The 24523-nt window shown below is 70.6% G+C and carries 28 protein-coding genes, 1 tRNA gene and 1 pseudogene; 11 read left to right on the top strand and 19 right to left on the bottom strand.

Going from position 1 to position 24523, the window contains the following annotated elements; translation table 11 throughout:
* Nucleotides 1–69 precede the first annotated feature (69 nt).
* Nucleotides 70–684 carry a TetR/AcrR family transcriptional regulator gene (locus ACRAWB_RS08175; RefSeq protein WP_431352891.1) on the top strand — a complete coding sequence of 205 codons (615 nt, stop codon included), beginning with the start codon at nt 70–72 and terminating at the stop codon, nt 682–684.
* Nucleotides 685–690: 6 nt separating this feature from the next.
* Here the strand turns inward: ACRAWB_RS08175 and ACRAWB_RS08180 are convergent, their stop codons facing one another.
* Nucleotides 691–1263 (bottom strand): TetR/AcrR family transcriptional regulator, encoded by a 573-nt coding sequence (locus ACRAWB_RS08180; protein ID WP_431352892.1) that lies wholly within the window; start codon nt 1261–1263, stop codon nt 691–693.
* Between the two features lie 58 nt (nt 1264–1321).
* Here ACRAWB_RS08180 and ACRAWB_RS08185 point away from each other — a divergent pair, with 58 nt between their 5' ends.
* The 3 genes and pseudogenes from ACRAWB_RS08185 to ACRAWB_RS08195 all read left to right on the top strand — a co-directional run bounded on the left by ACRAWB_RS08185 (nt 1322) and on the right by ACRAWB_RS08195 (nt 4453).
* On the top strand, nt 1322–2077 hold the full coding sequence (locus tag ACRAWB_RS08185) for an SDR family NAD(P)-dependent oxidoreductase (RefSeq protein WP_431352893.1): 756 nt from the start codon (nt 1322–1324) through the stop codon (nt 2075–2077).
* Nucleotides 2078–2161: 84 nt separating this feature from the next.
* Nucleotides 2162–3327 (top strand): annotated as a pseudogene (locus ACRAWB_RS08190) (acyl-CoA dehydrogenase family protein).
* Nucleotides 3328–3340: 13 nt separating this feature from the next.
* Nucleotides 3341–4453 carry an aminopeptidase P family protein gene (locus ACRAWB_RS08195; protein WP_431352894.1) on the top strand — a complete coding sequence of 371 codons (1113 nt, stop codon included), beginning with the start codon at nt 3341–3343 and terminating at the stop codon, nt 4451–4453.
* Nucleotides 4454–4457: 4 nt separating this feature from the next.
* Here ACRAWB_RS08195 and ACRAWB_RS08200 read toward each other — a convergent pair whose 3' ends face one another.
* Nucleotides 4458–4874 carry a DUF3054 domain-containing protein gene (locus tag ACRAWB_RS08200; RefSeq protein WP_431352895.1) on the bottom strand — a complete coding sequence of 139 codons (417 nt, stop codon included), beginning with the start codon at nt 4872–4874 and terminating at the stop codon, nt 4458–4460.
* 198 nt (nt 4875–5072) lie between these two features.
* Between ACRAWB_RS08200 and ACRAWB_RS08205 the strand changes: the two genes are divergently transcribed.
* Complete coding sequence (locus ACRAWB_RS08205; RefSeq protein WP_431352896.1) at nt 5073–7943, top strand: aminotransferase; 2871 nt, start codon at nt 5073–5075, stop codon at nt 7941–7943.
* Here the strand turns inward: ACRAWB_RS08205 and ACRAWB_RS08210 are convergent.
* Nucleotides 7882–8814, bottom strand: coding sequence for a LysR family transcriptional regulator ArgP (locus ACRAWB_RS08210; RefSeq protein WP_431352897.1), 933 nt, complete (start codon nt 8812–8814; stop codon nt 7882–7884). The two genes, ACRAWB_RS08205 and ACRAWB_RS08210, sit on opposite strands and share 62 nt — an antisense overlap.
* Nucleotides 8815–8883: 69 nt before the next feature.
* Between ACRAWB_RS08210 and ACRAWB_RS08215 the strand changes: the two genes are divergently transcribed.
* Nucleotides 8884–9483 (top strand): LysE/ArgO family amino acid transporter, encoded by a 600-nt coding sequence (locus ACRAWB_RS08215; RefSeq protein ID WP_431352898.1) that lies wholly within the window; start codon nt 8884–8886, stop codon nt 9481–9483.
* 67 nt (nt 9484–9550) lie between these two features.
* Here the strand turns inward: ACRAWB_RS08215 and ACRAWB_RS08220 are convergent.
* From ACRAWB_RS08220 to galU, 5 genes are all read right to left on the bottom strand, one after another.
* Nucleotides 9551–9626: transfer RNA gene (locus tag ACRAWB_RS08220), tRNA-Ala, on the bottom strand.
* Between the two features lie 58 nt (nt 9627–9684).
* Nucleotides 9685–10230 (bottom strand): hypothetical protein, encoded by a 546-nt coding sequence (locus tag ACRAWB_RS08225; RefSeq protein WP_431352899.1) that lies wholly within the window; start codon nt 10228–10230, stop codon nt 9685–9687.
* Complete coding sequence (locus tag ACRAWB_RS08230; RefSeq protein WP_431352900.1) at nt 10221–10757, bottom strand: hypothetical protein; 537 nt, start codon at nt 10755–10757, stop codon at nt 10221–10223. The genes ACRAWB_RS08225 and ACRAWB_RS08230 overlap by 10 nt, the downstream gene beginning before the upstream one ends.
* A gap of 109 nt (nt 10758–10866) precedes the next feature.
* Nucleotides 10867–11529 carry a GNAT family N-acetyltransferase gene (locus ACRAWB_RS08235; protein ID WP_431352901.1) on the bottom strand — a complete coding sequence of 221 codons (663 nt, stop codon included), beginning with the start codon at nt 11527–11529 and terminating at the stop codon, nt 10867–10869.
* 19 nt (nt 11530–11548) lie between these two features.
* A complete protein-coding gene (galU, locus tag ACRAWB_RS08240) occupies nt 11549–12526 on the bottom strand; it encodes a UTP--glucose-1-phosphate uridylyltransferase GalU (protein WP_431352902.1) in 978 nt (325 codons plus the stop codon).
* Between the two features lie 59 nt (nt 12527–12585).
* Between galU and ACRAWB_RS08245 the strand changes: the two genes are divergently transcribed.
* From ACRAWB_RS08245 to mscL, 3 genes are read left to right on the top strand one after another with little or no spacing between them, the layout of a single operon-like run.
* Nucleotides 12586–13170: a 5-formyltetrahydrofolate cyclo-ligase gene (locus tag ACRAWB_RS08245; protein WP_363805104.1), complete on the top strand. Its 585-nt coding sequence runs from the start codon at nt 12586–12588 to the stop codon at nt 13168–13170.
* A 32-nt stretch (nt 13171–13202) separates the two neighbouring features.
* On the top strand, nt 13203–13499 hold the full coding sequence (locus ACRAWB_RS08250) for an FmdB family zinc ribbon protein (RefSeq protein WP_431352903.1): 297 nt from the start codon (nt 13203–13205) through the stop codon (nt 13497–13499).
* A gap of 14 nt (nt 13500–13513) precedes the next feature.
* Nucleotides 13514–13951, top strand: a complete 438-nt coding sequence (gene mscL / locus ACRAWB_RS08255) for a large-conductance mechanosensitive channel protein MscL (protein WP_431352904.1) — start codon at nt 13514–13516, stop codon at nt 13949–13951.
* A 12-nt stretch (nt 13952–13963) separates the two neighbouring features.
* On the opposite strand, the gene ACRAWB_RS08260 is transcribed toward mscL, so the two are convergent.
* From ACRAWB_RS08260 to ACRAWB_RS08300, 9 genes are all read right to left on the bottom strand, one after another.
* A complete protein-coding gene (locus ACRAWB_RS08260) occupies nt 13964–14143 on the bottom strand; it encodes a hypothetical protein (RefSeq protein WP_431352905.1) in 180 nt (59 codons plus the stop codon).
* Between the two features lie 9 nt (nt 14144–14152).
* On the bottom strand, nt 14153–14512 hold the full coding sequence (locus ACRAWB_RS08265) for a type II toxin-antitoxin system PemK/MazF family toxin (protein ID WP_431352906.1): 360 nt from the start codon (nt 14510–14512) through the stop codon (nt 14153–14155).
* A complete protein-coding gene (locus ACRAWB_RS08270; RefSeq protein ID WP_431352907.1) occupies nt 14509–14730 on the bottom strand; it encodes an antitoxin in 222 nt (73 codons plus the stop codon). The genes ACRAWB_RS08265 and ACRAWB_RS08270 overlap by 4 nt, the downstream gene beginning before the upstream one ends.
* A 30-nt stretch (nt 14731–14760) precedes the next feature.
* On the bottom strand, nt 14761–18516 hold the full coding sequence (locus ACRAWB_RS08275; RefSeq protein ID WP_431352908.1) for an AAA family ATPase: 3756 nt from the start codon (nt 18514–18516) through the stop codon (nt 14761–14763).
* Nucleotides 18517–18626: 110 nt separating this feature from the next.
* The gene (locus ACRAWB_RS08280; protein WP_431352909.1) at nt 18627–19154 is read right to left on the bottom strand and encodes a hypothetical protein; all 528 of its coding nucleotides are present in this window, start codon (nt 19152–19154) and stop codon (nt 18627–18629) included.
* 51 nt (nt 19155–19205) lie between these two features.
* Nucleotides 19206–20177, bottom strand: a complete 972-nt coding sequence (locus ACRAWB_RS08285) for an MFS transporter (protein ID WP_431352910.1) — start codon at nt 20175–20177, stop codon at nt 19206–19208.
* The gene (locus ACRAWB_RS08290; protein WP_431352911.1) at nt 20063–20467 is read right to left on the bottom strand and encodes an MFS transporter; all 405 of its coding nucleotides are present in this window, start codon (nt 20465–20467) and stop codon (nt 20063–20065) included. The genes ACRAWB_RS08285 and ACRAWB_RS08290 overlap by 115 nt, the downstream gene beginning before the upstream one ends.
* Nucleotides 20464–20697 carry a hypothetical protein gene (locus ACRAWB_RS08295; protein ID WP_431352912.1) on the bottom strand — a complete coding sequence of 78 codons (234 nt, stop codon included), beginning with the start codon at nt 20695–20697 and terminating at the stop codon, nt 20464–20466. The genes ACRAWB_RS08290 and ACRAWB_RS08295 overlap by 4 nt, the downstream gene beginning before the upstream one ends.
* Nucleotides 20670–21128 carry an ArsR/SmtB family transcription factor gene (locus ACRAWB_RS08300; RefSeq protein ID WP_431352913.1) on the bottom strand — a complete coding sequence of 153 codons (459 nt, stop codon included), beginning with the start codon at nt 21126–21128 and terminating at the stop codon, nt 20670–20672. The genes ACRAWB_RS08295 and ACRAWB_RS08300 overlap by 28 nt, the downstream gene beginning before the upstream one ends.
* 72 nt (nt 21129–21200) lie before the next feature.
* Here ACRAWB_RS08300 and ACRAWB_RS08305 point away from each other — a divergent pair, with 72 nt between their 5' ends.
* Nucleotides 21201–22646, top strand: coding sequence for an MDR family MFS transporter (locus ACRAWB_RS08305; RefSeq protein ID WP_431352914.1), 1446 nt, complete (start codon nt 21201–21203; stop codon nt 22644–22646).
* Between the two features lie 84 nt (nt 22647–22730).
* On the opposite strand, the gene ACRAWB_RS08310 is transcribed toward ACRAWB_RS08305, so the two are convergent.
* Nucleotides 22731–22880, bottom strand: a complete 150-nt coding sequence (locus ACRAWB_RS08310; protein ID WP_431352915.1) for a hypothetical protein — start codon at nt 22878–22880, stop codon at nt 22731–22733.
* Entirely contained in the window at nt 22877–23368 is a 492-nt protein-coding gene (locus ACRAWB_RS08315; protein ID WP_431352916.1) for a class I SAM-dependent methyltransferase, read from the bottom strand. Before ACRAWB_RS08315 ends, ACRAWB_RS08310 begins: the two co-directional genes overlap by 4 nt.
* A gap of 120 nt (nt 23369–23488) precedes the next feature.
* Between ACRAWB_RS08315 and ACRAWB_RS08320 the strand changes: the two genes are divergently transcribed.
* On the top strand, nt 23489–24397 hold the full coding sequence (locus tag ACRAWB_RS08320) for a DsbA family protein (protein ID WP_431352917.1): 909 nt from the start codon (nt 23489–23491) through the stop codon (nt 24395–24397).
* Nucleotides 24398–24523 lie beyond the last annotated feature (126 nt).

Consider the following 24523-nt stretch of genomic DNA (forward strand, 5'->3'; position numbering starts at 1 on the left):
CGTTCTTTATAGTGATGGCTTCATCCGGTATTGTCAAGAACGTTCATTCTTTTTGGACGAGGAGGCCGAATGCCCAAGGTCACGGAGGAGCACCGCACCGCCCGCCGGCGGCAGATCGCCGAGGCGGCCCTCCGCTGCTTCGCGCGCTCGGGCTTCCAGCAGACCTCGATGGCGGACATCATCGCCGAGTCCGGGCTGTCCGCCGGCGCGATCTACGGGCACTACAAGAGCAAGGAGGAGCTGGTCGAGCTGGCTGTCACGGAGGTGCTGGACGCGCGCTTCCTGGACCTCGCGCACGCTCGCACCAGCGATCCGCAGCCCTCACCGGCTGAGCTCGTCGCGATCTTGGTTCGGGGCCTTCGGGCGCAGATCGGCGACCTGCAGCTGCTCGTCCAGGTCTGGGGACAGGTGCCGATCAACCCGGCCCTCTCGCGCGTCACCACGGCCGTCGGCGGACGCATCCGGACGATGTTCGCCGACTATCTGGCGGAGTGGTACCACCGGCATCGCGGGATGGACGAGGCGTCCGCCCGGCTCGCGGGCGAGGAGGACGCGTCCCTCTATGTCGGCCTCGTCCAGGGTTATGTCGTTCAGACCGTGCTCTTCACCGACTTCGACGGCGACGGCTACCTCGCGTCGGTGGCGCGGATGGATCCCCGCGCAGCGGCAGCCCGAACGGCTTGACGGCGCTCAGGCTCCCGGCCACCACGCCGGCGTGAGCCGGCCGACCAGCGCCAGGAAGGCGTCCACATCCCGTGGGCGCGGGCGCGTCAGCCAGACGTCGATGGCGCCGATCGTCCCGTCGGCGAGCCAGCGCGCGATGGCGCGCCGGTCGGTGTCGTCCTCGGCGGGGACGACCAGCGAGTGCTGCTCCAGGAGCAGATCGACCGACCCCTGGAAGTGCTCGCTCAGCATCGCGTGGAGGCTGGCCGAACCGCTCTCGGCACCGAGCCCGCGCCGGTAGATCGCGTCGTGCTGATCGACGTGGCTCAGCACCGCCCGCGTCACGCCGACGACCGCTGCCGCTGCGTCCGACGGCTCCACATCGACGAGGTACTGCGCGCGCAGCTCGTCCAGCTCCGACCGGAGGACGCGCTGCAGCAGATCGGCAGGAGACGCCGCGTACTCGTACACGGTCGACCGGTGGACGTCGGCGGCGGCGGCGAGCGCCGACACCGTCACATCGCCCACGGGTCCGCGGGTCGCCAGGTCGAGCACCGCCTCGCGGAGGCGGGCGTAGGTCTTCTGCTGGCGAGCGTCCACCGGACGATCGTACAATGGAGTTATCCGACAGATGTCGGATAACGAAAGGAGATTTCTCATGGCTCAGTACGACGTCGCCGGACGGTCCGCGATCGTGACCGGAGGCGGCTCGGGCATCGGGCGCGCCATCGCCCTGACTCTCGCGGCGAGCGGGGCGGCCGTCCTCGTCACCGACCTGAACGAGGAGCACGCCACGGCCGTCGTGGCCGAGATCCAGGCCGCCGGCGGCACCGCACGGGCGCTCGCGGGCGACGTCACCGACCCGGCCTTCGCCGACGCCAGCGTCGCGGCCGCCAATGAGCTGGCCCCGCTCCGCATCGCCGTCAACAACGCGGGCATCGGCGGAGCAGCGGCCCCGGTCGGCGACTACCCGCTCGACTCGTGGCGCAAGGTCATCGAGGTCAACCTCAACGCCGTCTTCTACGGGATGCAGGCACAGCTCGACGCGATCGGCGCGAACGGCGGCGGAGCGATCGTGAACATGGCGTCCATCCTCGGCAGCGTCGGGTTCGCCAACTCGTCCGCGTACGTCACCGCCAAGCACGCCCTGCTCGGCCTGACGCAGAACGCGGCGCTGGAGTACGCGGGCCAGAACGTGCGCGTCGTCGCCGTCGGCCCCGGCTTCATCCGGACCCCGCTGGTCGCGTCGAACCTGGATGCGGACGCGCTGGCGTTCCTCGAGGGCAAGCACGCCCTCGGCCGCCTGGGCGAGCCGGAGGAGGTCGCCTCCCTGGTCGCGTTCCTCGCGTCCGACGCCGCCTCCTTCATCACCGGCAGCTACCACCTGGTCGACGGCGGCTACACCGCGCAGTGATCCACAGGGTCCCGTTCTGTCGTGCTCTCCACAGATTCCGGGACGTCTGCCGCGCCCGGTCACGCTCGCTCTAGTGTGAGGAGCGTGACCGAGCACGACACCACCGACCCCCTGTCCGACGAGCTGCTAGAGCGCATCCGCGGGCGCGCCGACGCGTACGACCGCGAGAACCGCTTCTTCACCGAAGACTTCGCCGAGCTGGCGGAGGCGGGATACCTGCGCGCGCTCGTGCCGGCGGAGTTCGGCGGGCTCGGCCTGAGCCTCGAGCAGACCGCGCGCCTGCAGGTGCGGCTCGCCGGCGCCGCCCCGGCCACGGCGCTGGCCGTCAACATGCACCTGGTCTGGACAGGCATCGCCAAGACCTTGCGCGACCGCGGCGACGACTCGCTGGAGTTCGTGCTCCGCGAGGCGGGCGCCGGAGAGGTGTTCGCGTTCGGGCTGAGCGAGGCCGGCAATGATCTCGTCCTCTTCGGGTCGACCACGGAAGCGCGGCCCCAGCCCGACGGGTCGTACACCTTCCATGGGCGCAAGATCTTCACGTCCCTCTCCCCGGCGTGGACGCGTCTCGGCACGATGGGCCTCGATACGACCAGCGCCGACGCACCGAAGATCGTCTACGGGTTCGTGGAGCGCACCGGGGGCGGGTTCGAGATCCGCGAGGACTGGGACACCCTCGGGATGCGCGCCACGCAGAGCAATACGACCCTGCTCGACGGCGCCCGCTCCCCGCCGACCGGATCGTCCGACGGCTCGATCCCGGCCCGAATCCGGACCCGCTCGTGTTCGCCATCTTCGCGAACTTCGAGATCCTGCTCGCGTCGGTCTACACCGGGCTGGGCGCGCGAGCGCTCGACCTGGCGGTCGCGGCGGCCCACCGGCGGACGAGTCTCAAGAACGACGGACGCAGTTACGCGAACGATCCAGACATCCGCTGGCGCGTGGCCGAGGCGGCGATCGAGCAGGATGCGCTCCTGCCCCAACTGGATGCGCTCGCCCGCGACGTCGACACGCTCGCCGACCACGGCAGGCTGTGGTTCCCGAAGCTCGTCGGGCTCAAGATCCGGGCGACCGAAACGGCGCGGCGGGTCGTCGACCAGGCGATCCGGGTGTCGGGCGGCTCCACGTTCTTCGCCGGGAACGAGCTCGGCCGGCTGTACCGCGACGTGCTCGCCGGCATCTTCCATCCGTCCGACGCGGAGTCGGCGCACAACACCGTCGCGACGGCCTGGCTCGGGCCGGTCGAACAGTAGAGCGGGAGAAGAGATGCAGCAGATCACGGCGAAGCACTTCGCCGAGCGGCTGGAGCGCGGCGCACGGCAGGCGGCCCGAGCGGGCTTCGACGGGCTGATCGTGGCGCCCGGTCCCGACCTGGCCTACTTCGCCGACTACCTTCCGGTCGCGACGACCGAGCGGATCACGCTGCTGGTGATCCCGGCCGAGGGCGAGCCGTCGATGCTCGTTCCCGCGCTCGAGCACGGCGGCGCCGCGCAGACCCGTGCTGCGGGCGCGCTGAGGCTGATCGACTGGGCGGACGGCGAGGACGAGTACGTCCCGGCCGCGGCGCTGCTGAAGCCCGACGGGCGCTACGCCATCTCGGACGCGACCTGGGCGATGCACCTGCTCGGCCTGCAGGAGAAGCTGCCCGGAGCGCGCTTCCAGGCGATCTCGCACGCGCTTCCGCTGCTCCGAGCGGTCAAGACGGCCGACGAGATCGACCGGCTTGCGGCCGCCGGTGCGGCGGCCGACGCGACGTTCGAGGACGTCCTCCAGCTGCCGTTCGCCGGTCGCACCGAGTTGCAGGTCGCCGCGGACCTCGATCGGCTGCTCCGCGAGCACGGACACTCGCAGGTCGATTTCACGATCGTGGCGTCCGGCCCGAACGGCGCCGACCCGCATCACGAACCGGGCGAACGCCTGATCACCGAGGGCGACATGGTGGTGCTCGACTTCGGCGGTCTGCAAGACGGCTACGGGTCCGACACGACCCGCGCGGTGCACGTCGGCGAACCCACCGACGAGGAGCACGAGGTCTTCGAGGTGGTGCGCCATGCGCAGCAGGCCGCCTTCGAGGCGGTCGGCGTAGGCGTCCCGTGCCAGGAGGTCGACCGGGCCGCGCGCGCGGTCATCCGGGACGCGGGCTACGGCGAGTTCTTCATCCACCGGGTCGGGCACGGCATCGGCGTCACGACGCACGAGCCGCCCTACATGGTGGAAGGAGAAGAACAGCCGATCGAGGCGGGGATGTGCTTCTCCATCGAGCCGGGCATCTACCTGCCGGGGCGGTTCGGGGTCCGGATCGAGGACATCGTGGTCGCCGCGGAGGACGGACCGCACCGGCTGAACAACTCCAGCCGCGAGCTGCACCTCGTGGGGTGAGGGACTATGCGCGCAGCTGAGCCTGCTGAGCCCGGCGGTCCTCGCGGGCCAGCCGGGAACGGCGGCGCGCGAAGGGCAGCGCCACGAGGCGCCAGCCGACGAGGAACACCCCGAGCACCACGGCGGCCACCGCGATGAACGACGGCTGTACGCCCTGGCCGGCCGACGTGCGGATCAGCATCCCCACCGCCACCGTCATCAGCCAGATCGGGACGCCGGGCCAGACGATCGCCAGCGGTCGGCGCCACGCCCACGTGACCAGCCAGCCGGCGACCAGTCCGACGAGAAAGGGCCACAGGGTGTCGAGGATACCGGCGGCGGAGTTCGCCTCGCCGTGGCTGCGACGCCCGATCAGGACGAACAGGGTCACGAAGGCCGCGTCGATGACGAATGCGACGAGCGCGGTCCTCCAGGGCTTCACCCCATCAGAGTACGCAGGGCCTCCCGAGCATTGGCTGGGCGGAACCCGTGTCGATACTGACCGTTATCGAGAACGAACGAAATTCAGAGCGTTGTCCACAACCGGCACGTCGTCCACAGATTCCGGATCCGGTCGACACCGTGTCCATGCCCCCTCAATAGACTGACGACCAGCAGCCACCCGAGCCCTGGAGCCCCGTTGCCGAACTTCGACTTCCTCACCCAGCCCGCCCTTCCGCGCCCGGACGCGACCATCGACGATGCCGCGCGGATCGCCGCAGAGCACTTCCGGTTGGAGGGCCGCATCGTCGAGCTCGGGAGCAACCAGGACCGCAACTTCCGCATCGACACCGGCGCCGAGCGCTTCGTGCTTAAGCTGGCCAATCCGGTGTTCTCGGCCGACGAGCTGCGGGCGCAGAACGCCGCGCTGGCCGTGCTCGACGGCTCGGGCGTCCGCATTCCGTCCGTCGTCGAATCCGTGGACGGCGACGAGCTGGTCGAGGTCGACGTACAGGGCGTGACGCTGCTCGCGCGTGTCCTGCGCTACCTCGACGGCGAACCGCTCACCGACGTGGGGCGTCCGACACCCGATCAGCTCCGCACGCTCGGCACGCTCGCCGGCCGCGTCGCCGGCGGACTCGCCGAGCTGCGGCACCCGGGGCTCGACCGCACCACGCAGTGGGATGCGCGCATCAGCGGCGAAGTCGTCGACCTCCTGCTCGAACACGTCGAGCAGCCCGCGAAGCGCGCGGTCGTCCGCGAGGCGACGGATGCGGCGCTCGCCCGCCTCGAGCCGCTGCGCTCGCGTCTGCGCGTGCAGGCGGTGCACGGCGACGTGACGGACGACAACATCGTCCTCGGCGAGGGCGGTCCGGGCGTCATCGACTTCGGCGACGTGTCCGACGGCTGGCTCGTGGCCGAGCTGGCGGCGACGGTCGCGAGCGCCCTGCACCACGTGCCCGACGAGCCGCTGGCCGTGCTGGACGTGGTGGAGGCCTTCCACGCCGAGGCGCCGCTCGACGACGCCGACCTCGCCGCGCTGTGGCCGCTCGTGGTGCTCCGCGGGGCCGTGCTCGTCGTCAGCGGCGAGCAGCAGGTGGCGCTGGAGGCCGACAACATCTACGCCGCCGAGAACCGGGCGCACGAGTGGGTGGCGTTCGACGTGGCCCGGCGCCTGGAGTCCGCCGAGGTCGAGACGCTGATCCGCGCCCGCCTGTTCGGCAGCGCCGCCGAAGGCACCGCCATCGGCCGTCTGCTCGCCGTGGACTCGACCTCCGAGCAGCTGGTCGACCTCTCCGTGACCGCCCGCGATCTCGACGCCGGCGTGTGGCTCCGCCCCGACGCGGAGGAGGCGGTACTCGACCGCGTCGAGCGCGAGCACGGGCGCGCGGTCACGCGGTACGGCGAGGCGCGACTCACGCGCGCGCAGCCCGACCGCTCCACGCCGTCCGCCACCATCGCTCTTGCGGTGACCGTCGGAGCCCCGGACGCGCTCGACGTCGTCGCTCCCTTCACCGGGGAACTCCTGCTCGCGGACGGTTCCTGGCTGCTCCGCACCGACGGCCTGGAGCTCTGGCTCGACGGCCTGACCCGCCCGCTCACCACAGCCACGGTCCAGGCCGGAGATCGCATCGGAACCGCGATCCGCCTGACGGCGCAGCTCAGCACGGTCCCGGGTCACCGGCCCCCGGCCTTCGTGACGCCGTCGCTGCCGTTCGCCCCATGGACGGCGGTGTCGCCCGACCCGTCGGCGCTGTTCGGTCTCGACGTCTCGGCGCCGACGCCCGACGCCGAGGCCTCGCTGGCGCGGCGTGACGCCACCTTCGCCGAAGTGCAGGAGCACTACTTCGCGCATCCCCCGCTGATCGAGCGGGGCTGGCGTCACTACCTCGTCGACACTCGTGCACAGAGCTACCTCGACATGGTCAACAACGTGACCCAGATCGGCCACGGCCACCCTCGGTTGGTCGACGCGGTACGCGACCAGTGGGCGCGACTCAACACGAACTCGCGGTTCCACTACGACGAGCTGTCCCGGTTCACCGAGCGTCTGGCCGAGATCGCGCCCGACGGCCTCGACACAGTCTTCCTCGTCAACAGCGGCAGCGAGGCGGTCGACCTGGCGCTGCGGCTGGCGCAGATCCACACGAACCGGAAGACCATCCTGGCCGTGACCGAGGCGTACCACGGCTGGACGATGGCCTCGGACGCCGTCTCCTCGTCCCTCGGCGACAACCCGCGGGCGCTCGAGACGCGGCCCGACTGGGTCAAGCTCGTCGCGGCGCCCAACTCCCTGCGAGGGAAGCACCTCGGCGCCGACTCCGGCCCGGCCTACCTGGCCGATCTGGATGCCGACCTCGCCGAGCTCGACGCCGCAGGCATCGAGGTGGCCGGCTACATCGCGGAGCCGGTGTTCGGCAACGCGGGCGGGCTCATGCTGCCCGACGGCTACCTGGCCGGCGTCTACGAGCGCATCCGCGCCCGCGGCGGCGTCTGCATCGCGGACGAGGTGCAGGTCGGGTACGGGCGGCTCGGGCACTACTTCTGGGGATCCGAGCAGCAGGGCGTCGTGCCGGACGTCATCACGGTCGCCAAGGCCATGGGGAACGGCCAGCCGCTCGGCGCGGTGATCACCCGGCGGGAGATCGCGGAGTCGTTCGCCGCAGAGGGCAGCTTCTTCTCGTCCGCGGGCGGCAGTCCCGTGTCGGCCGTCGTCGGGCTGACCGTGCTCGACGTCATGCGCGACGAGCGGCTGCAGCAGAACGCCGCCGAGGTGGGCGACCATCTCGCCGGCCGGTTGCGGGCGCTCGGCGACCGGCATCCGCTGGTCGGCGCCGTGCACGGCATGGGCCTCTACCTGGGGATGGAGCTCGTGCTCGATCGAGAGACGCTGGCTCCGGCGACCGCCGAGGCGAAGCTGGTCTGCGATCGGATGCTGGCCGAGGGGTGCATCGTGCAGCCGACGGGCGACTTCAAGAACGTGCTGAAGATCAAGCCGCCGCTCTGCATCACGCGTGAGAGCGCGGACCGGTTCGTCGACGCGCTCGACCTGGTGCTGGCGACGCTGTAGCGCCGTCGAGCACCCGGACCGCCTCCGCCTCGATCGCGGCGGCGACCGCATCCAGCGCCGCCGACCGCAGCGACCACTGGTGCCAGTACAACGGCACCTCCTCAACGCGTTCGCCGTCCAGCACCACCAGCGAGCCGTCGGCCACGAGGTGGGCAGCCTGGAGGTCCGGCAGCATGCCCCAGCCCAGGCCGAGCACGGCCGCCTCCACGAACTGGGTGGAGGCCGGGACGAAGTGCCGCGGCGGCCGGGCGCCCGGCGCGAACGCGGTGAGGTAACGGTCCTGGAGGGCGTCCTTGCGGTCGAACACCAGCACGGGTGCGACGGCCGCGGCCTCCGGCGTCCAGCCGTCGGAACACCAGCGCGCAGCGAACGCCGGACTCGCGACCGCACGGTAGGTCATCGACCCCAGGGGCCGCGCGATACAGCCCTGCACCGGCTCGGGGTCGGAGCCGATCGCGGCCATGGCCGTGCCGTCGCGCAGACGGTCGGGCGTGTGCTCCTGGTCGTCGAGCACGAGCTCGAAGGCGATCGCGTCCACCCCGGCCAGCGCGGGCAGCACCCAGGTCGCGAGCGAGTCGGCGTTCACCACGAGAGCGATAGCGGTCCGACCCGGCCCACCGGCAAGAGCCGCATCCGCCTCCGCCTCCAGCAGCGCCAGCTGACGCGCAAGGCGCAGGAGGACGCTGCCCGCCTCGGTCACCGCCGCCGGCTTGCTGCGGCGGACCAGGACACGGCCGCTCTGCTCCTCCAGCGCCTTGATCCGCTGGCTGACCGCCGAAGGAGTCACGTGCAGCGCGGCCGCCGCATTTTCGAAGGACCCGCCGTCGACCACCGCGGCGAGGGTCCGCAGGTGCTCGCGATTCGTGACCATGAAGCAATGCTAATGCGCCTTCAGAATCATGAGCTGTACTTATCCGAGACGGAACCGTAGCGTCGAAGAGTGCTCGCAACGTTCTTCACCGGCCTCGGGTCTGCCGCCTCCCTCATCATCGCCATCGGCGCGCAGAACGCGTTCGTCCTCCGGCAGGGGCTCCGCCGCCAGCACGTGCTTCCCATCGTGATCATCTGCGTCGTCAGCGACGCCATCCTGATCGCGGCGGGCGTCGCCGGGATCGGAGTCATCGTGAAGAACGCTCCGGTCGCACTCGACATCGTCCGCTTGGCCGGTTTCGTCTTCCTGGTCGGCTACGCGATCTTCGCCGCGCGCCGCGCCCTCAAGCCGGAATCGCTCAGCACGTCCGGGGCGGTCGCAGGATCGCTCGCGGCCGCCATCGGCACGTGCCTCGCCATCACCTGGCTGAACCCGCACGTGTATCTCGACACGGTGCTCCTGCTCGGCTCGCTCTCGGCCTCGCACGGCGACCCCGGGCGCTGGGTGTTCGGCGCGGGTGCGGCGACGGCCAGCCTGCTCTGGTTCGGGATGCTCGGCTTCGGCGCCCGCTTCGCCGCCCCGGTGTTCGCGAAGCCGGTCGCGTGGCGCATCCTGGACGGCGCGATCGCGGTGCTGATGCTCGTGCTCGCGGTGCTGCTCGTCGTCTGACGGCGCGCCGACGAGCAAGCTCCGGACAAACGAAAAGGCCGCCCGATTCGGGCGGCCTTTCCGGTAATGGTGGAGCTAAGGAGATTCGAACTCCTGACCTCTTCGATGCGAACGAAGCGCGCTACCAACTGCGCCATAGCCCCGGGGAACTGCTTAGAAACAATAGCACTCCGGACCGGCCGAGTCGAAATCGAGCCGGGCTCAGCTGGCGGCCCGGCGGCGGCGCAGGACGGCGTCCAGATCCATGCTGCCGGTGTCAGCCTCGTCGAGCACGCCCATGCTGGCGTAGAGGCTCGGAGCGGCGGGCGCGGGAGCCACGGAAACAGCCTCCGCAGGCGCAGCGACCGTCGGCGCCACCGCGACCGGGCGCAGCGGCACCGGCGCCGCCACGGGCGCCGCCACCTCCGCCGCCTTCCGCTCGAACTCGGCCCGGGCGGCGGCCCGACGCAGCTCGGCAGCCGCATCCACCGACGCCATCGCGGCGGCCGCGACCGTCCCGGGCGAGAGGTGGAGCGGCTTGGGCAGCGGGCGCGGCGTCCAGCTCTGCTTGAGGCGTTCCTGCACAGGCACATCGTGCTGGGCGTCGTCGTAGAGCTCCGGCGACACCTGCGAGGTGCGCACCATCGGCTGGGCGGCGACGGCGGCGCGCTGGGGGCGCGCCAGACGGGCCAGCATCCAGCCCGACAGCGCCACGACGCCGGCGGAGAGGGCCGCCGTCAGCCAGACGCCGGTGGCGATCAGCTCCACCGCTCCGGCGACGAACCCGGCGAGGCCGGCGACGAGGACGAGGGTCGAGAGTGCGCGGGTCCGGCGCAGACGCCGGCGGCGCTGGGGCGAGAGGGTGCGACCGCCGCGGCCGTCGCCAGTGCGCGCGCCCGCTGGGCCGCGGCCGCACGAGCGGCGCGCTCGAGGGCGATGGCCTCGGCGGCGGCGCGTTCGGCCTCCTCGGCGGCGCGACGACGCTCCTCCGCGAGTGCCTGCTCGCGGCGCGCGTGGGCCGCTGCTTCGGCGCGCGCGTGGGCGAGCGTCTTCTGCTCGGCCCTGCGCAGGATGCGCTGCTGCTCAGCGACCGTGCGCGCGGTCGCCTCCATGCGCACCTCGTCCGGCAGCTCGCTGGTCTCGGCGAGGATGCGGAGCGTCTGCTGCAGTCGCACGGCGTTGCGCTCCGTCGCCAGGTACTCGCGGCGGCGCAGCCACACCGGGACGAGATAGGCCAGCCACAGGGCGGCCGCGATCGCGACGATCACCCCGCCGCCCATCACATCCCCGTTCATGACCTCTACGGTAGGGGCGCGAGTACCCGGGCCCCCGTCAGGTGCAGGGGTGTGTCATGTGATCCAGAGTTCTTTCAGCGAACGTGGCGGACCGGCTCAGCGGACCGGCTCAGCGGTGGCGCGAGACCGGCAGCGGCACGGCGGCGGCCGCACGGTCCTCCGCCGGGATGAGCGCGGCGTCGGCCGGCACGTTGTGATCGAGCCACCGGCGCAGCACGCCCTGGGTCAGCTCCTCGGACACCAGGCCGAAACAGAAGTGGTCGCGCCAGTCCCCGTTGATGTGGATGTAGCGGCGCCGCAGACCCTCGTAACGGAACCCCAGCTTCTCGACCACGCGCAGGCTGGGGCCGTTCTCCGGGCGGATGCAGATCTCCATCCGGTGCAGGCCCAGCTGGTAGAAGCAGTAGTCCGTGGCGAGCGCCACCGCTGTCGGCGTGATGTTGCGGCCGGCGAACTCCTCGGCGATCCAGTACCCGATCGTCGCGCTCGACAGCGACCCGTAGGTGATCGACGACACGTTGAGCTGGCCGGCGAGCTGCCCGTCCCACTCCACGATGAACGGCAGCCCGTGGCCGGCGCGCGCGTTCGCGAGCAGCGACCGGATGCTCGCCCGCGTGTCGAACGACCCCGGCGAGTACGGGCTCGTCGCCTCCCACTGCCGCAGCCATCCGCGGTTGTCGAGCAGCGAACGCTCGAGCGCGCGCGCATCCCGCAGGCGGATCGGGCGCAACGCCACGCGGCCCTCGGTGAGGGTGGGGACCACGATCGCCACAGACTCCTCCTTCAGCCGATCAGCGGTCGCGGGCGGAGAGCGTCTGGATGGGCCCGGTCGGGTCGGCCGGCATCTCGGCCACGAACTCCGTGGGCTCGTCCTCCAGCTCGCTGGCGAACTCGCGCAGCCACGGACGGAGCTCCGGCCCGAGATCTTCCCGGTCGCTCGCGAGCCGCACGATGGCCTTGATGTAGTCGAGCCGGTCACCGGTGTCGTAGCGGCGGCCGCGGAACACGACGCCGTAGACGCCGCCGGTCCAGTCGGGCGCCTCGGCCATCGACTGCAGCGCGTCCGTCAGCTGGATCTCGCCGCCGCGGCCGGGCTCGGTGCGCTCCAGGACGTCGAAGACCTCCGGGCGCAGCACGTAGCGGCCGATGACGGCGTAGTTCGAGGGCGCATGCTCCTTGTCCGGCTTCTCGACCAGGCCGGTGATGCGGACGACGTCGTCCTCGTCGGTCGCCTCGACGGCGGCGGCGCCGTAGAGGTGGATGGAGTCGGGGTCGACTTCGAGCAGGGCCACCACGCTCGCGTGGCGCTGCTGCTGCACGGTCAGCATCCGCTTGAGGAGGTCGTCGCGCGCGTCGATGATGTCGTCGCCGAGGAGGACCGCGAACGGCTCGCGGCCGACGTGCATCTTGGCGCGGAGCACCGCGTGTCCGAGACCCTTCGGGTCGCCCTGACGCACGTAGTGCATGTCCGCGAGCACGGTGGAGTAGTTGACCTTCTCGAGCCGGTCGGTGTCGCCCTTCTTGACCAGGGTCTCCTCCAGCTCGGCGTTGCGGTCGAAGTGGTTCTCGAGGGCGTTCTTGTTGCGGCCGGTGACCATCAGGACGTCGTGCAGGCCCGCATCCACGGCCTCCTCGACCACGTACTGGATGGCGGGCTTGTCCACGACCGGAAGCATCTCCTTGGGCATCGCTTTCGTCGCAGGGAGGAAGCGGGTTCCGAGTCCGGCGGCGGGGATCACTGCTTTCGTAACGCGGTCATGGTTAGCCATGCCGCCTACAGTATCCGCATTTTCAGGGTGCACAGGATGGCATCTCCTAGGATTGCCTCATGGATCCGGACACTGCCGCTCATCGCAAGCGCGCCCTGCGGGCGGAGCTGCGCGAGCGCCGGCAGAACCTCACCACGACCGAGCGCCAGGGCGCGACGGCGGGCATCACCCGCAACCTCGTCGACCTGGCGACCGACCTCTCGGCCCGGTCCGTCGCCGCCTACCTCTCCACCACGATCGAGCCCGACACGCGTCCGTTCCTCAACTGGGCGCACGCCCAGGGTCTGCGGGTGCTCCTCCCGATCTCGCGCGAAGACGGCCTGCTCGACTGGACCACGGGCGACGGCGAATCCGAGACCGAGGGCCTGTTCGGGCTGCCGGAGGCGGTCGGCGAACTGCTCGGCCCGATCGCGATCAACGACGTCGACCTCATCCTGGTCCCGGCCGCAGCGGTCGACGCGACGGGGATGCGGATGGGCTGGGGCCGCGGGTACTTCGACAAGACGCTCGGGAGCATGGAAAAATGTCCCCCGGTGTACGCCGTCCTGTTCGACGGCGAACTCGTGGACGAGGTGCCGCGCGAGCGCCACGACCAGCCGGTGGACGGCGCGGTCACCCCGACCCGGATCGTCCAGTTCACCTGACACCCTTTTCACCGAAGCGCAGCGGAAGAAGAATGCCCACCTACTCCTACTCGTGCCGCGACTGCGGCCACGCCTTCGACATCCAGCAGGCCTTCACCGACGACGCCCTCACGGTGTGCCCGAACTGCGGCGGCTCGCTCCGCAAGGTGTTCGGCACCGTCGGCGTGACGTTCAACGGCTCCGGCTTCTACCGGACCGACTCGCGCAGCGGGACGAAGTCGTCGGATTCGTCGTCGTCCTCGACGTCGTCGTCTTCTTCGACTTCGTCGTCGTCCAGCAGCTCCACCAGCTCTCCCTCGTCGACGCCGTCGTCGGGTTCCGCCGCATAGTGAAGGACGGATCCATGATCAAAGGCTTCAAGGAGTTCATCCTCCGCGGGAACGTCATCGACCTGGCCGTCGCCGTCGTCATCGGCGCGGCGTTCACGGCGGTCGTGACGTCTATCGTGAACAATCTGATCAATCCCGTGATCGGCGCCTTCTTCAAGGCCAGCACTCTCGACAGCGCGATGGTGGTGACAATCAACGGGTCCGACATCAAGTTCGGCGCCGTCCTCGGCTCGATCATCAACTTCCTGATAGTGGCGGTGGTCGTCTACTTCGTCTTCGTGTACCCGCTGAATCAGGTGAAGAAGCGCGCCGAGCGCTTGCGCAAGAAGGGCGTGGTCGAGCCGGACAAGCCCGTCACCGACCTCGACCTCCTCACCGAGATCCGCGACCTCCTGGCCGCACAGCAGTCCCCGCCGCAGCCCGCCGGCAAGCACGCCGACCCGCTGCCGTAAGGCCGCGCCCGCTCACCAGTGGGGCGGGACGTCCCGACGCAGCTGCTCGTCGTTCGAGGACCAGCTGGGCGCGTTGTCCGAGTCCGGACGCGGCTCGTCGTCCCGCGGATCGACGCGCGGCTCCGGATCCGTTCCGGGCGCGCCGGGACGCTGCACGCGCCGGTGCCGCCGTCTTCCGGGTGACTCGCTCACCCCTCCAGCCTAGAGCGAGAGATGGAAGCGCAGGGCCTCATCCACCTGGTGCATGATCCAGGCAGGAGCGACACCTCGATAGCGACCGATGCGGGCATGTCCGAGAGCGCGGACCTGCTCGGACTGGATCTTCGATGCCCGATCGAGGCCCATCAGCGCCAGGTCCTCAGGATCATCCACTGCCACCTGGAACTCATGGACGATCGAGACATTGGATGTCAACGGTACGAAAGTCAGTACCCCTCGAGCACGCCGGGTGACCGCCGCGTTCACCCCTTCGTTACTCACGACGATGCACGGTCTCAGTCGTGCCGCCTCACCCTCGACGACGGGATCGAGCTGGACGTCGTAGACCTCGCCCCGCCTCATGCGTCCAGTCCGTCAGCGGCGGTCTGGTCCCACAGCGCCTGCTCTCCGGACGCCTCCCATTCCTCGAACGCCTGGGCATAGGCGCCCTCGGCGTCGAGTTCGCGCTTCAAACGGATCAGGCGATGGATCGCGGCCGAGCGGTTGCCGTCGAAGTCGGCCGCAACCGCATCGAGATAGGCGACGTCCTCCGCGGATAGGCTCACGCTCAGCTTGGTCATACCCCGATACTACCAGGGTAAGACAAAGAGCTAGAGCTGCGGCAGCTCGATCGGCGCCGTCACCGCGTCGGGCTCGCCCTTGCCGATCAGCTTCGCCACGCGCGCCGCCACAGCGTCCGGGTCGGCGAACAGCTCGAAGCTGTGCACCCGCAGGTAGTGCCAGCCGAGGCGGCGGAGCACGTCGGGACGCAGGCGCAGCGACTCGCGGAGGCTGCCCTTCGACACGTCGTCGTCCGTCTCCACGACCACCGCGCGGCCCTCGTGCGAGGCGACCAGCGTGAGCTTGCCGCGGTAGCCGAGGTGCACGTCCAGCCCGCGACGCGCCAGGCGCTTGGCGAGGTCGACGACCATCGGGTCCGCATCCTGGCTGAGGTATTCGGGCGCCGCCGTCTGGAGCTGGTCGGCCTCCCCCAGCACCTGTGCCAGCGCGGCGATGCCGTGGCGCATCCGCGACTCGTCGATGTCGTCCGGCTTGAAGCAGGAGACGATGTCCATGCCGCGGCGTCCGCGGGTCATGCCGACGGCGAGCAGGCGGTCGCCGCCCGGCTCGGCCAGCGCGCCGAAGTTCGACAGCAGGCGGCCGTGCGGGGTGCGGCCGTAGCCGATGGAGAAGATGACCCGGTCGCGGCTCTGTCCCACCGACTGGTCGAGCGTCACCACGGTGAACGGCTCGGCGCGGTCGCCCAGGATGAAGTCGGCCAGCTCCGAGCGCTTGGCGAACGCCGCCAGCACCGCCTGGTTGACCCGCACCGCGTGGCGCTCGCTCGCGGTGATGACCATGAGGGATTCGCGCGGACGCTCGGTCGCGTGCGCGAGCACCAGCTCCACGACCTTCGCGACCTCGGCGTCCGTCGACTCGACGGCTCCCGTGTCGCTGTCGGGCATCCCCTGACCGCCGGTCACGTAGTGCAGCGCGAGGCTGCCGTGGCCGAGGTAGGTGCCGGCCCACGGGAGGGAGTCGATCATCCCGCCGTAGAAGCGGCGGTTGACGAGCTCGGCCAGGTCTTCGCCGCCGGCGCGGTAGCTGCGACTCAGCGTGTACACCGGCAGCAGCTCGGAGAGCCGGGCCAGCGCGGACTCGGCGTGCAGCGCGTCCACGTCGACGTCCTCGACGGTGGTGCCGTACTCGTGCACGCCGATGTCGAAGCGCGACGGCGTCTGGGTCACGGGGTCGCCGAACGCGACGACCTGGCGGGCACGGCGGATGACGGGCACGTTCTCGGCGAGGCTCGAGGCGCCCGCGTCCACCAGCAGCACGGCGTCGAAGCCGACCTCGCGGCCGATCGACGGGATCTCGTACGGCGACACCAGCCACACCGGCGCGAGCGGACGGGCGAGGTGCGGCGCGGCCTCGTTGAGCGAGGTCGCCGTGGGGACGCTGCTCTTCAACAGGCGCTTGAGCGCGGCGGCCTCGTCCGGCCAGTCGACGATCCCGATCTTCCAGGTCTCGGACAGCATCCACGCCAGCTGCTTGCCGGTCGCGGAGGCGTGCGCCTCGTCTACCAGCCGGAAGTCCGCCTCGAGGCGGTCGAGCACGCCGGTGTTGGCATTGAGCAGGGCGCGGTCGTTCGCGAGCAGCGACTCCAGCACCGACTGCCACCAGGCGAGCTCCAGCTCGGCGCTCACCTGGGTCTCGGGAACGTGGCGGATGGAGAGGTCGGAGATCAGCGGGTCCAGCTCCAGGTCGCGCAGCTGGGTGAGCAGCGCGGTGCGCTCCTGCAGGTTGGCCAGCACTTCGGATTCGGCGGCGAGGCCGGCGATCTGGCGGGTCAGCTCCTCGACCGGCAGTGCGGCGAGCGACTGCGGCGTGCCGGTGCGGCGCAGCGGGATGTCGAGGCGCGCCAGGTCTTCGGCCACGCGCTGGTAGGCGACCTGGACGTCGGCGATGCCGACCGGCACCTCGGGCACGACGCCGGCGACGGCGAAGCGGTTCCACAGGATGCGCTGCTGCTGGATGCGGCGCAGGCTCTCGTTGAGGTCGGTGACGTGCACGCCGGGGCGCACGTACTCCAGCGCGTGCTTGCGCAGGCGGCGACGGTTCGCGCCCGACATCGACGGCGACTCGCGACGGGATGCGGTGGCGGCGATCAGCTCGGTGAGCGACCGGTCGAACACCGACGGCGTGAACTTGTCCAGCGTCTCGCGGATGTCGAGGAGCAGGCGCAGGTAGACGCCGAGCTCGGCGATGGATGCGAAGGGCCGCATCCGGGTCTGGCCGATGAGCGCGTTGGCGCGGTCGAGCAGACGCGGCAGCTCGGCGCGGTTCAGCTTCTTGGCGAGCTCGTGGGCGCTCTTGCCCTCCTCCGTCGTGGTGAAGGAGGCGCCGTACCAGGGCGAGTCGTTGGGGCCGTAACGGAACTCCCCCAGCCGGGCGGCGCGGATCAGCGCGTCGGCCGAGGCGTCGCGGTCGCGCGCCAGCGCCTCGATCGCCCGTCGGCCGAGGCGGGCGGTGGTCGACGGCGGCGCGGGCAGCAGCGAGAGGCGGGACAGCTCGCGCAGCGCATCCAGCACCGACACGCGGAGCACGGGGTCGCGGCGGGTCAGCGCCGCGCGGTAGTCGACGAGCACCTTGCGGAGGCGCACCAGCGCCTCGTCGACATCGGTGACCTTCGGCTGCGTGGCCTTCTCGTTGCGTGCGATCGACTGCACGAGGTCGCGGCGCAGCGTGCGCGGCGTGACGGCGAGCCCGGGGAGCCCGGCCTGCGTGAGGCGCTGGGCGATGTCGTCGAGGCTGGACCGCCGCGGGCTCACCACCAGCACGCGCTTGTGCTGGGCGACGAGCGCGCCGATCGCGTTGACGATGGTCTGCGTTCCGCCGGTTCCCGGCAGCGTCTTGACGACGATCGAGTTGCCGGCCGCGATCTGCGCGACCACGTTCTCCTGCTCCTCGTCGGCATCCAGCAGGAGGGTGTCGGTGGCGGGCGGGCGCTCGTCCTGGCGGATCGGGTCGACCGGGTTGAAGGCGCTCTCGACCGTCGAGCGCGCGGTCGGGTTGCCGGCCAGCGCGTCCAGCAGGACGGTGTCGAGGTCGCGGGCCTCCTCGCTGAGCGCGGGGGCGACGTCGGCGAACGACGAGGCGACCAGGCGCGGCTGCACGTTGAACCACGGCAGGTGCGAGGTGAGGCCGCGCAGGCGGTCGATCACCGGCTGCGGCTTGAACACGCCGTTCGAGACGGCGAGCGCGACGAAGGCGTCCGCGTCGAGTGTGATCTGGAACTGCTCCGAGAGGGCGCGGGCCAGCTCCGGGTTGAGGTAGGTCTGGCCCTTCAGCTTCAGCTCGAAGTCGCGGCCGTAGCGGCGGATGGCGAGCGGACGCAGCAGGATGGGCGCGAAGTACTCCTCCGACCCGTGCCGCCACTGCGCCAGACCGATCGCGAGGTGCACGGACTCGATGCCGCGGACCGACCGCAGCTCGATGCCCTTCTGGGTGATCGCGTTCGCCGCGGCGCGCGCCGTGCGCAGCGCGAGCTCGTCGCGGATGAGGCTCGAGAGCAGCGTGCTCTGCCCGGTGATGAACTGGGGCAGGCCGCCTGGATGCGTGGTGCTCAGTTCGATGCGCGCCCGCGGGCTGTCCTCGAAGTGGAGCAGCGGGGATGCGCCGCCGATGGACGCGATCTCGTCACGCCACCGCGTCCAGACCGGCTCGGCGATGTTGCCGGCGACCAATCCGGGGTCGCCCAGGCTGAGGGTGTGCGGAGCCGTCGTGGTGCGCGGGTTCAGGGCGTCGTCGTCTGCGATGACCGACCTCGCGTCGTCATCCTCGGTCTTCCTGTCCAGTCGCCACACACGGACACCCTACGTTCACATCCAGGGAATCAGCGGGAACCCGGGCGGGTTTCGCGCCAATATCATGCGCTGAGCGTCGAGGGCCAGTGCCGATCGGATGCTCGGGCGCGTCAGGGCGTGGAGGTCGGCGTGGGCGTCGGCGAGCCGGTGGAGCTCGGCTGCGGCACCGGCGTCAACGTGCCGTACGGCTGCAGCGCCGCCGTGATGATCGGCACCTGGAGCCCGACCGAGTTGCCGCCGCTCGTCACCGACACCGTGGTCAGGCCGCCGGGCTTGCCCTCCACGCCGGTCACCAGGGACTCCTCGCTGGGCGGGTTGCCGATGTGCTTGGTCTCGCGGGGTTTCAGCGTGACGTCGATCGAGGTGCCGCCGGACGGGTTGATCGTCACCTTCTCGCTCTCCCTGCCGGTGTTGACGAGGGTCGTGACCAGGTTGGCCGTGTCCCCTTCTCCCTGCACGAGCACCGCGTTGCCGACGAAGACGTTCCCGACGGTCGCGCTCACGCCGACGCTCGCCTCCTCGATGTAGAGCGTGTCCTGCGGCGCGAACAGGTCGCAGGCGGTGAGGCCTCCGAGGGTCGCGGCGGCGATGGCTGCAGCGGCCGCGATACGACGGACGCGTGAGTGGCGGAACGGCATCAGACACCTCCGAGGGACACGGTGGCGCCAGGCTATTCCCCCGCGCCGCGGTTATGGAAGACGTGGCGTGGGGCGCAGTGCGATGATCCCGATCACCCCGCAGAGCAGGTAGAGCGATGCCTGCACATCCAGGATCGGCACGATGTCGTGCGAGTCGGCCAGCAGCCCGCCGAGCAGCAGGCCCACCGCCTGCGCCGCGCCGTCGACCGTGGTCATCGCCGCGATCACGCGGCCCAGCGCGCGCGGCGGCACGGTCGTCTGCACCAGCGTGATCTCGCCGGTGGCCGTGGTGACCCCCGGGAGGCCCATCGCGATGAAGAGCCCACAGTAGACCCAGAGGGCGGTGGTGTACGGGGCGAGGTTCCACGTGAGGAGGGACAGCATCCCGAACACCAGGTAGCCGCCGCCGATCATCGAGCGCGGCCCCAGCCGGCGCGCGATGAGCCCGGCGACCAGGCCGCCCAGCACCCCGCCGATCGCCTGCACGCCGCGGATGATGCCGGCGCCGGTGTCGCCGGCGCCGAGGTTCTGGGTGACGTAGACGAGGAACAGCACGAGGAAGAGGCCCTGCGCGACACCGCCCAGCCCGGCGATCAGCGCCAGCGTGCGGAGCGTCGCCGACCGGGCGATCAGCGCGAGTCCTTCTCCCCATTCGCGCAGGATCCGCTTCTCGGCGGTGGCGGCAGCCTCCCCGTCCGCGGGCGGCGCGACGGGATGCGGACGGCTGAGCGCCACGAGCGCCGCCGTGATCAGGTAGGTCGCGGCGTCGGCGATCACGATGCCGGGCAGTCCCCACAGCGCGAACGCGAGACCGCCGAGCGGGGACCCGACCAGTCGGGCGAGGTTGTCGCTCACCGCGATCAGGGCGTTGCCGCGGGCCAGCTGGTCGGCGCCCACCAGTTGCGGGATCATCGCCTGCCGGGCCGGGTTGATGACCGCGCCGAGCACAGCCTCGACCGCCGCGACCGCGTAGACGATGCCCATGCGGTCGGCGCTCGCGAACAGGAGCGGGAGCAGCAGCACCCCTGCAGCAGCGCGACGACGACGATCGTGCGGCGGTGGTCCCAACGGTCGACGAGCACCCCGAGGAAGCTGCCGACGAGCAGCATCGGCACGAGCTCGACGAGGAAGACGGTGGACGCGCCCAGCGCCGAGCCGGTCGCCGACAGGGCGAAGAGGGGCAGCGCGATCATCAGCAGCCAGTCGCCCGTGTCGGAGACGAGTCCGGCGGTCCACACCAGCGCGAAGTCGCGGCGGAACAGCGGCGAGCGCGTGCGCTTCGGGGACTCGGTCCCCGTTTCGGTCCCGGTCATCGCGCGTCCTCCCGCCCCTGCTCGAGCGCGCGGGCGGCGGCGATCGCGTCCGGGTGACGGAACGCGTTGAGGTGCAGGGCCACGACGTCGCTGCCCTCGGGCGCGTCGCCGCGGGTGAGGGCGATGTACGGGCGGATGAGCGCATCCAACCGCTCCCCCAGTTCGCGCAGCTCGGCCGGCGTCAGCTTCAGGGCGTAGCCGTTCAGCATGCTGGCTTCGCGCCACTCCACCGGCTGCTCGTCGCGCTGGGCGATCGCGCGGTGCACCAGCGCCCCTCGTCGTCGACCTGCCGGTCGGCGAGCGCGCGCTCGACCGTGTCGGAGCCGATGGCGAACTCCGGGTCCTCCGAGCGGCCGAAACTGAGCCCGGTCGCCGACGAGCGCCACGGACGCTCGCGGCCGTCCTCCGCATCCACCGCCTCCACCAGGCCGACCTTGGCGAGCGCGCGCAGGTGGTAACTGCAGTTGGAAGGTGTGGAGCCGACGACCGCGGCGCACTCGCTGGCGGTGCGCGGGCCGAAGGACATGAGGTGGTCGAGCAGGGCGAGGCGGAGCGGATGCGCGAGCGCCCGCAGCGCGCGCGGGTCGGTGACCGTTGCGCGGTGCTCCTCGCGGCGCTCGGCGTGCTGCTCGGCGCGTTGCTCACCCGATGTGAAAGACATGTTTCAGAGTTTGCCGCACGATTTCTTTCACGTCAAGGAATGCGGCGCCCGGTGCGAGACTTGTTCACAGATATGAACGAACCCACCCGAGCGAGCGTCGGCTTCCGATCCGATCGCGGCCCCATCCTCATCGCCCTGATGCTGACGACGGGACTGGTCGCGATCGACTCGACGATCCTCGCGACGGCGGTCCCCTCGATCGTGCAGGACCTCGGCGGCTTCGCCCAGTTCCCGTGGCTGTTCTCCGTCTACCTGCTCGCGCAGGCCGTGTCCGTGCCGGTGTACGCGAAGCTGTCGGACACCGTCGGCCGCAAACCGATCGTCCTCATCGGCATCGCGCTGTTCCTTGTCGGGTCCGTGCTCTGCGGGTTCGCCTGGAGCATGCCCGCGCTGATCGCCTTCCGCGCCCTGCAGGGTCTCGGCGCCGGCGCCATCCAGCCGATGTCGATCACGATCGCCGGCGACATCTACACGATCGCCGAGCGTGCAAAGACGCAGGGCTACCTCGCCTCGGTGTGGGCGATCTCCTCCGTCGTCGGTCCGACCCTCGGCGGCGTGTTCTCGCAGTTCCTGTCGTGGCGGTGGATCTTCTTCGTCAACGTGCCGCTGTGCATCCTGGCGGCGTTCATGCTGATCCGCACCTTCCACGAGTCCATCGAACGCCGCAAGCACCGCATCGACTACGCGGGCGCTGCCCTCCTCACCGGCGGCACGACGCTCCTCATCCTCGCGGTGCTGGAGGGCGGCCAGGCCTGGGCATGGAACTCCGTGTGGAGCATCGGCGCCTTCGCCTTGGGCGGCATCCTGCTCGTCGCGTTCGTGCTCGTCGAGCGCCGCGCCGCCGAGCCCGTGCTGCCCCTGTGGGTGTTCTCGCGGCGGCTGCTCGTCACGACGACCCTCATCTCGCTCGGCGTCGGCGGCATCCTGATCGGTCTCACCTCGTACGTGCCCACGTATCTGGAGGGCACGATCGGCGTCGCGCCCATCGTCTCGGGCCTGGCCGTCGCCGCGCTGACGCTCGGCTGGCCGATCGCCGCCTCCCTCTCGGGACGCTTCTACCTGCGCATCGGCTTCCGCAACACCGCGCTGCTCGGCACCGGCATCGCGATCGTCGGCGCCGTCTCGCTCGCGGCGACCTCCGTCACCCCGTCGGTCCTGTTCGTCGCGCTCAGCTGCTTCGTCGTCGGGCTCGGGATGGGCCTGATCGCGACCCCGACGCTGATCGCCGCGCAGTCCAGCGTCCCGTGGAACGAGCGCGGCGTGGTCACGGGCAGCAACATGTTCGCCCGCTCGATCGGCAGCGCGGTCGGCGTCGCCGTGTTCGGCGCGATCGCCAACGCGATCATCGCAGGCTCCGCCGGCGGCGCGAAGGACCCCGCGACCATCCAGGCCGCGTCCACGGCGGTGTTCGTCGCGGTCGCAGTGGCGGCGGTCCTCACGATCGTGGCCGGCCTCGCGATGCCGCGCTCGCGCGTCGAGGACGTCGAGTTCAGCCGCGCCCCCGCCCCCGCCGACTAACCCGTCGCTCCCCCTCGTGAAGTGCAGCTAGTTGCGGTCCGCCACGGCGTGTCGACCGCAACTACCTGCACTTCACCGCGAGGGTCAGCCCGGGATGCGCGTCAAGACCACGAACTCGTTGTACGTGAACGCCTTGCCCGCCGCCCGCGGCAGCGGGAACGAATACTCGCGCTCGACCGTCAGCCCGACGCGCTCCGCCAGCCGGTGCAGCCCCTCGAAGTCCGTGAACGTCACGTGCGTCGAGTCGCTGGCGTAGCCGCGCTCCTGAGGCGTGATGAACACCACCCGCCCCCGGGCTTGATGTACGGCAGGTACATGCGCACCAGTTCGACCGCGAAGTCCGGGTCGACATGCTCCACGACGTGCGCCATCAACATGGAATCGAACGCCCCAGGCTTCGCGTACTCCGTCGACGGGAACTCGTCGCTCGTGAACGAGGTCAGCCCGCGCGCCCGGGCGATGGCCACCGACTCCGGGTTGTGGTCGACCCCCACCCCGTTGTTGCCCAGGTGGGCCAGATTGCGGCCGAGCCCGCTTCCCACATCCAGCACGCGGCCCAGGTGCAGCCGCCGGATGTTCCAGCGGTAGGGAGCCTGGACGTTCAGCGTCCGGCGCCACCACGAGCCGTCGAGGCGACGCAGGCGTTCGGCGTAGTCGGCGCCGGCGGTGTCGCGTCCCTCGTTCGGACCGTCGCCCGCGCGTCCGGCGGCGTCGTCGGACATCAACTGGCTCGTTCCATCGGATCCATCCCTCCACGGTAGGCCACCCGGTACAGCCGGTTCAAAGCAAAATCCCAATAGCATTCAGAAGGAAACCGACCACCGTTCGATGGGATGAGCTGAATGGCAACTGGCAGGGGGACCTCGGGTCCGACGAAACGCGACCGCCGCGAGGAGGCGCGCGAGACCGCCAGGAAGATGCGCGAGGAGGCCGCCAAGAAGGCCAAGCGCCGCAAGGTGATCGTGCAGAGCTCGGTCATCGTGGGCATCGTCGCCGTGCTCGCCATCATCGGCGTGGTCATCTTCACCAGCGTCGGTGGTGCCGGCTCCAGCGCCGCCAACCCGAAGAACATGGCGAGCGGCGGGCTCCTGCTCACGTCGCCGACGACGGCGACCGAGACGCCGGCCATCAAGAGCGGCGCGCAGCCGACGCCCACCAAGATGGAGCTCGACGGCAAGACCGCGCACATCCAGATCTGGCTCGACTACCAGTGCCCCTACTGCGACCAGTTCGAGACCACCAACAACAGCCAGATCAAGCAGTGGCTGGACGAGGGATCGGCGACGCTCGAGATCCACCCGGTCGCCATCCTCGACAGCTCGCAGAACAAGCAGTACTCGACGCGCGCCGGCGCCGCCATGGCGTGCGTCGCGAACTCGCAGCCTTCGAAGTTCTTCGACCTGAACGCCGCGCTGTTCGCCAACCAGCCGGACGAGCAGACCGGTACCGGGCTCACGAACGCCGAAATCCTCAAGATCTTCAAGGACAACGGCGTCGACTCGAAGTCGATCACCGACTGCGTGAACAATCAGACCTACGCCGACTTCATCACCAACATGACCCAGGATGCGACCACCAACTCGCAGCTGAAGAACCCGACCTCGGGCGGCTTCGGCACCCCGACCGTGTTCGTGAACGGCGAGCGCTACCAGGGCGGCTTCACCAACGCGGAGCAGTTCGCCGCGTTCAAGGACGCGGCCGTGAAGGACGCCGGCTCGGGCAAGACCATCACCTTCCCGACCGCGAGCTGACCCCTCGCTCCCCGACGGCCCCCACCGTCGAGTCCGCACAGACTGCACACCGCTCCGGCGTGTCCCGTGCACTCTCTGCGGACTCGATAGTGGGGGCTTTCGCGTGGGTGTACGTTCCCAGCAGGA

Origin of the sequence: Leifsonia poae (assembly GCF_050632865.1) — a bacterium.
Classification (GTDB): Bacteria; Actinomycetota; Actinomycetes; order Actinomycetales; family Microbacteriaceae; genus Leifsonia; species Leifsonia poae_B.

Bases quoted from the DNA above. Each gene is read 5' to 3' on its own strand.
- ACRAWB_RS08305 (WP_431352914.1), top strand. From the start codon at position 21,201: ATGAACGAACCCACCCGAGCGAGCGTCGGCTTCCGATCCGATCGCGGC.
- ACRAWB_RS08195 (WP_431352894.1), top strand. From the start codon at position 3,341: ATGCAGCAGATCACGGCGAAGCACTTCGCCGAGCGGCTGGAGCGCGGC.
- ACRAWB_RS08175 (WP_431352891.1), top strand. From the start codon at position 70: ATGCCCAAGGTCACGGAGGAGCACCGCACCGCCCGCCGGCGGCAGATC.
- ACRAWB_RS08280 (WP_431352909.1), bottom strand. From the start codon at position 19,154: ATGCCGTTCCGCCACTCACGCGTCCGTCGTATCGCGGCCGCTGCAGCC.
- ACRAWB_RS08315 (WP_431352916.1), bottom strand. From the start codon at position 23,368: ATGTCCGACGACGCCGCCGGACGCGCGGGCGACGGTCCGAACGAGGGA.
- ACRAWB_RS08250 (WP_431352903.1), top strand. From the start codon at position 13,203: ATGCCCACCTACTCCTACTCGTGCCGCGACTGCGGCCACGCCTTCGAC.
- ACRAWB_RS08270 (WP_431352907.1), bottom strand. From the start codon at position 14,730: ATGACCAAGCTGAGCGTGAGCCTATCCGCGGAGGACGTCGCCTATCTC.
- galU (WP_431352902.1), bottom strand. From the start codon at position 12,526: ATGGCTAACCATGACCGCGTTACGAAAGCAGTGATCCCCGCCGCCGGA.
- ACRAWB_RS08185 (WP_431352893.1), top strand. From the start codon at position 1,322: ATGGCTCAGTACGACGTCGCCGGACGGTCCGCGATCGTGACCGGAGGC.
- ACRAWB_RS08300 (WP_431352913.1), bottom strand. From the start codon at position 21,128: ATGTCTTTCACATCGGGTGAGCAACGCGCCGAGCAGCACGCCGAGCGC.
- ACRAWB_RS08245 (WP_363805104.1), top strand. From the start codon at position 12,586: ATGGATCCGGACACTGCCGCTCATCGCAAGCGCGCCCTGCGGGCGGAG.
- ACRAWB_RS08290 (WP_431352911.1), bottom strand. From the start codon at position 20,467: ATGACCGGGACCGAAACGGGGACCGAGTCCCCGAAGCGCACGCGCTCG.
- ACRAWB_RS08320 (WP_431352917.1), top strand. From the start codon at position 23,489: ATGGCAACTGGCAGGGGGACCTCGGGTCCGACGAAACGCGACCGCCGC.
- ACRAWB_RS08210 (WP_431352897.1), bottom strand. From the start codon at position 8,814: ATGGTCACGAATCGCGAGCACCTGCGGACCCTCGCCGCGGTGGTCGAC.
- ACRAWB_RS08265 (WP_431352906.1), bottom strand. From the start codon at position 14,512: ATGAGGCGGGGCGAGGTCTACGACGTCCAGCTCGATCCCGTCGTCGAG.
- ACRAWB_RS08230 (WP_431352900.1), bottom strand. From the start codon at position 10,757: ATGAACGGGGATGTGATGGGCGGCGGGGTGATCGTCGCGATCGCGGCC.
- mscL (WP_431352904.1), top strand. From the start codon at position 13,514: ATGATCAAAGGCTTCAAGGAGTTCATCCTCCGCGGGAACGTCATCGAC.